This window comes from Giesbergeria sinuosa (genome assembly GCF_042652905.1).
Lineage (GTDB): Bacteria > Pseudomonadota > Gammaproteobacteria > Burkholderiales > Burkholderiaceae_C > Simplicispira > Simplicispira sinuosa.
Genome location: NZ_JBHSHJ010000023.1, coordinates 1 through 3,264 on the forward strand (window position 1 = coordinate 1; position 3,264 = coordinate 3,264).

The window sequence follows — 3,264 nt, forward strand, 5'->3', positions numbered from 1 at the left end:
CGCAATTACGCGCACAACGCTAGTGAGGCCCGTCAGTCTAGTGCCGAGATTTTCGATTAGTTGCAAGGCTTCTTTCAGTTCATGTTTTAATTGATGATTTTCATCTGAATTCATAGATATTCCTAACGAACTAAGGTAAGCGGCAGCTGGAAGCTGTCCGCTTGAGCGCCGGGTTAGCTATTTGTTGTTGGCACTGTTCTCAGTTTGTACAGCTTTCTCAGTGTCACTCTGCTTCTCTAGCTCTTCAGGCATTTTTTCAATTACCCCCTCGACTAATTTTAGTTCTTTATCAATGCGGCGAGATTGCTTTCGGAGTTCTGTAATTTCTGGCTTTTTCTTTGCCAAATCTAAAATATATTTATCAAGATCAGGCTTGTATCGAAACCAAACAATATTGGCTGTTTCTACTGAATCCTCAAAGGTATTGTACATGGCAATTTTTCCGGCCAACCGTTCTCCGTTATGCACGGCCTTCAACGTGATTGACCCCCTGTCAGTCTTGGTTAAATCTGCTGACTCATACGTAAGCGGAAGAAGCATATTTCTAAAGCTGCCAGAGACTTGATATTTTTCTCCCGAATCATTCCCGGAGCTACAAATAATTGTCCCAGTAATTGCGTGCCCGCGTCGTTGAAGGGTAATTACTTCTTGCCGAACGTCTGACGAGCTTGGATACAAGCTATACCAACTACCTTCAATTCTGACATCCTTATAAATACGCTCCTCAAACCAAGGAATAATGAGCGCACTCCATGCGGATCGGAAAACAAAAACGAGTATCGTTGCAAGCAAGCCAGAAATCAGACCGGCAATAATATTTTCAGCCAAAGTGGCCCTCCCTTTTTTATGGCTAACGCCCCAGTTAACCGGCAGCAACGTGCGCAGCACGTTGATGTCCGGTTGAACGCCGAGTTAGGCGCGGCGCAGGTGATAAGGCGGATGAGAACACGTCAGAATGCCGATGGATATTGATGTTTGGCTTATGCATGACTGACTCCCTGTGCCTTTGCATGCCGTTGAAAACCGTTTGCGGAGATTCTGCCACGCATGCGCTGACTTGCGATGAGAGGATTCTCTTGGCGGCAGCCGCAGGACTGGCCGCGCTCATTGTGCCGATGATGATGAGCAGAACTTCTGGCCACGAGCCAATGCAAGAGATTTGATGGCGAAGCACTGCATTGCGCTGGCCGCCGAAGGACGGACGGCCAACCAGCCGGTGCAGTGGATTTCTGTTCATTCGCGTAGCACCTTGGCTCGCTGACTGCCAGTATGGACAGGCAGCCAACTCGGTGAGGCGATGAAGCAGACGTGCGATGAACATTGGCTTCTCGACCATGCTTGACCAAATGATGGCGGTACGCATTGGTCAAAAAGAGAGGCCTAACGAACCAAGGTAAGCGGCAGCTGGAAGCTGTCCGCTTGAGCGCCGAGTTAGAACCCAAGCCCACGCACCAGCCACCCAAAGCCAGCAGCATAGCTGTAAAAACGAACCTGCACCAGCGCCAATACGAAACCAAAGAACACTGACCGACAAGCCGAAAGCAAAATCTACTTTTGAACGCCAGCGACAGAAAAACTCGGATTTTTCCAGTCTTGGAATAAGCACCGGCGTGGGCGAAATACTAACGAATAAGGTAAGCGGCAGCTAGAAGCTGTCCGCTTGAGCGAAGGGTTAGATTTCTAGTAGCGTTTAATGCGCTTAACGATGTTTTTGTCGTGCTCTTTGATTTTTTCAAGTGAATCAAATAGCAGAGGCTCCGAAGAAACTAGGCCGTTCGTAACTACATGACAATGAATAGCTGCCTTTTTCCCATTCCGCTCTACATAGGCATGAGCAATAATGTGACCGTTAAGCAGGTCTTCCTCAACAGCCTTCGTATTGTTTTTGTCGATTAACGTTCGAATCACCACTACTAAATCAATATCTTTAAAGTAAATAACATCCCTGTACTCCAACATTTTTCCATCGTAGATAGAAAACACTGAAAAAAATTTGTCGAGATACTGAGCTATTGGGCGCTTAACTGTCCGGTCGTAAATTTCATCGAATACCTTTTTTCCAAAACAGGTTCCAATGAACAAAACGAATGTTCCAGCAATATCTAAGCCACCGAATGCGGTAGGTTGGTGTCGCTCCTTAAGTGCAGGCACTGATTCAAATAGTTGCGGTGCATACTCCCAACCATGACTCTCAAAGAAGGGCTCCATAACTTCTTCTTGCGCGTCTGCGGCTGCGCGCATGAATTGCGCATTTCCTTCGATACCAAAATTGTAGTGAGCTATATTCATGGGTAGGAAAGGTAGATGAATGAGAAATCTAACGAACCAAGGTAAGCGGCGGCTGGAAGCTGTCCGCTTGAGCGCCGAGTTAGGCCAATTTCTATATTGGCTCTGCATATCATGTATCAATTCGAGGCTATGACTTTACTCTGGTTGTGCTTGCTGGTAAGTTATTGTTTGATTTTTCTTCCGTGCAGGTCGTCTTGAATATCTTGCCAAGCTTGCTCCAGAACCCCATTTGCTACATCAACTAAGCTATTGCTTAGTGCCTCTAGATGATTGATGTCGCTGCTTCTTGTGGCTAATATCATGTCTTCCGTGATTTTTGATATGGATTTGGAATATCCCTTTTTCCGGTCTAGCATCAGTTCAATTTTGGCGTGAGTGTCAATTAGCTGACCGAACAGCTCGGTGGATTCTGAGCTGTTCAGGTAATCCGGATTTCCGCCTACTTCATAGCGAACAGTTGCCGCAAGTGAAATAAACTTGGCTATGAGTGTACGTAGTTCTTTTTGCCAGTCATGTCTAAATCCTGCCTTTGATGCACGTATTTGATTTCGTTGGCTAATGTAGGTCATGATGCCAACGGCGATCGCGACGGATGATGTTGCAATAACTGCTGGCCAATCTGTGGATGTGTCTACTGAAAGACGAACGGGCTGAGGCTGGATGGTTATTGATTGGCTTGCCTCGGGGCTGCCTTTTTGATTGGGAACATTGATTGTTATTATGTTTTCATTGTTGTTTCGTTCTGGGCAGTTTGTGCGATCCTGATTTTCCGGCTTGGGGCATGCTTCACTCATTTGGTGGTTTCCTCTCGTTTTTAGTGCTAAGCATTTGTTTTGTGTGCAAGAGACCTAACGAACTAAGGTAAGCGGCAGCTGAAAGCTGTCCGCTTGAGCGCCAAGTTAGAACCCACGCCCACACAGCAGCCACCCAAAGCCAGCAGCATAGCGGGAAAAACGAACCTGCACCAGTGCCAAT

Annotated in this window: 3 protein-coding genes; all 3 read right to left on the minus strand. The window is 46.7% G+C overall.

Going from position 1 to position 3,264, the window contains the following annotated elements; genetic code table 11:
• Positions 1-177: 177 nt before the first annotated feature.
• The 3 genes from ACFO6X_RS15745 to ACFO6X_RS15755 all read right to left on the minus strand — a co-directional run bounded on the left by ACFO6X_RS15745 (position 178) and on the right by ACFO6X_RS15755 (position 3,083).
• Entirely contained in the window at positions 178-888 is a 711-nt protein-coding gene (locus ACFO6X_RS15745; RefSeq protein WP_382434932.1) for a hypothetical protein, read from the minus strand.
• 792 nt (positions 889-1,680) lie between these two features.
• Positions 1,681-2,289: a hypothetical protein gene (locus tag ACFO6X_RS15750; RefSeq protein WP_382434934.1), complete on the minus strand. Its 609-nt coding sequence runs from the start codon at positions 2,287-2,289 to the stop codon at positions 1,681-1,683.
• A 161-nt stretch (positions 2,290-2,450) separates the two neighbouring features.
• Positions 2,451-3,083 carry a hypothetical protein gene (locus ACFO6X_RS15755; RefSeq protein WP_382434936.1) on the minus strand — a complete coding sequence of 211 codons (633 nt, stop codon included), beginning with the start codon at positions 3,081-3,083 and terminating at the stop codon, positions 2,451-2,453.
• Positions 3,084-3,264 lie beyond the last annotated feature (181 nt).

What these genes read in the sequence shown, in the direction of transcription:
- ACFO6X_RS15755 (WP_382434936.1), bottom strand. Translation starts at nt 3,083, where the DNA reads ATGAGTGAAGCATGCCCCAAGCCGGAAAATCAGGATCGCACAAACTGC.
- ACFO6X_RS15750 (WP_382434934.1), bottom strand. Translation starts at nt 2,289, where the DNA reads ATGAATATAGCTCACTACAATTTTGGTATCGAAGGAAATGCGCAATTC.